Annotated in this window: 1 protein-coding gene; it reads left to right on the forward strand. The window is 71.6% G+C overall.

Going from position 1 to position 1,682, the window contains the following annotated elements:
- Nucleotides 1–504 precede the first annotated feature (504 nt).
- Nucleotides 505–1,368, forward strand: coding sequence for a DUF1028 domain-containing protein (locus KDK95_RS34555; protein WP_212522575.1), 864 nt, complete (start codon nt 505–507; stop codon nt 1,366–1,368).
- Nucleotides 1,369–1,682: the final 314 nt, after the last annotated feature.

Here is a 1,682-nt window from a genome sequence, read left to right on the forward strand (position 1 = left end):
CGCCAGCGCACCACCACCTACGGCCCCGTCCCCGCCGACCGCATCTCCGTAGGCCGCGAACACGACGGCCACCTCCCCGAACTACTCCCCGTCCTGGAGGCCTGAACCCGAGGGAGCCGCCGCGCCGCCTACCAGCGATCGCCGCCCGGTTGCGCGCTCGGCCATCGCCCTGTGCGGCTGTCGCGTCCCTGCCGACGATCGCCGCCGGGTTGCCGTTCGGCGATCGCCCCAGGCACCCGTTATGTCCCTGGTAGTGCTTGCTCGGTTGCAGCTCGGCCATCGCCCTGTGTTGGCTGCCGTGTCGCCTTCTGGCGCTCGCCGCCCGGTTGCCGCTCGGCGATCGCCCCAGGCACCCGTTATGTCCCTGGCAGTGCTTGCTCGGTTGCCGTTCCGCCATCGCCCTGTGCGGCTGTCGCGTCCCTGGGACGATCACCCAATTGCCACTCGGTAGCGAATTCTCCCCGTGTCTATCCGAACCGGCGTCGTGCCTGAAAAGCTGACGCCATGACCTTCTCGATCGTCGCCGCCAACGCCGACCGCTCCGAGTTCGGCGTAGCGGTCGCCAGCAAGTTCCTCGCAGCGGGCTCCGTCGTCCCCGCCGCTCGCGCCGGGGTCGGCGCCATCGCCACCCAGGCGTGGGCCAACACCGCCTACAAGTCGGACGGCCTCGCGCTGCTGACCAACGGTGCGAACGCGCAGGAGATGGTGGACACCCTCACCAAGCTGGACGGTCAGCGCGAGCAGCGGCAGATCGGCGTGGTCGACGCGCACGGCACCTCGGCCACGTACACCGGCAAGGAGTGCACCGACTGGGCCGGGGGAGTGGCGGGCGACGGCTACGCCATCCAGGGCAACATCCTCGAGGGCTCCCGGGTCATAGCCCTGATGGAAGAGGCCTGGCTGGGCTCCGACCCCCGCGAGCCGCTCGCCCGCCGCCTGCTCGAAGCCCTCGCCGCCGGCGACCGCGCGGGCGGCGACAAGCGCGGCAGGCAGAGCGCGGCACTGTTCGTCGTCGGCGACGAGGGCGGTTACGGCGGCGGCGACGACGTGATCGTGGACCTGCGCGTGGACGACCACCCGACCCCGATCCCCGAACTCGCTCGCCTGCTGACGATCCACGAACTGCTGTTCGGCAAGCCCAACCCGGCCGACCTCATGCCCCTGTCCGGCCCCCTCGCCGAAGAGGTCAGGTCCCTCCTCGGCGCCCAGGGCTACATCGCCGGCGACGTCACCACCGCCGAGCTCGACCGCGTCCTCGCCACCTGGGCCGGCGTGGAGAACCTCGAGGAGCGCCTCGTCCCCGGTCGCCTCGACCCCGTCCTCCTCGACCACCTCCGCCGCCTCAGCAAGGCCGAAGCCGACGCGTAACCGAGACCCGCACGTACGACGGACACCGGACCCGATCGGCCGCTTGCCGCATTGCCCGCGGCGATGGTTGGGCGGCTTACTGGTGGTTCGCGGTTCGGGCGAGGTCGTCCGGGACCGCTGCGTCGATGGTGTGCAGCGGTCGCGGCGGCGGCGGTTGATCGGCCGGCTGTCTTGTGAGCGGCGCGGTTCAGCTCTTGCTGGGGCCCAGTTCGGCTTCCAGTTGGGCTTCGGTCAGGTCGGGACCGGGGTCGAGGTTTTCGGGCTCGGCTGCTGCCGCGGACTGCGGGTGAGCGGCCGGTGCGGCGGGCAGGGGC

Source organism: Actinospica acidithermotolerans, from assembly GCF_018139625.1.
In the GTDB taxonomy this organism is placed as follows: Bacteria; Actinomycetota; Actinomycetes; order Streptomycetales; family Catenulisporaceae; genus Actinospica; species Actinospica acidithermotolerans.

Excerpts from the sequence above, each read along its gene's own strand:
- KDK95_RS34555 (WP_212522575.1), top strand. The coding sequence starts at position 505 with ATGACCTTCTCGATCGTCGCCGCCAACGCCGACCGCTCCGAGTTCGGC.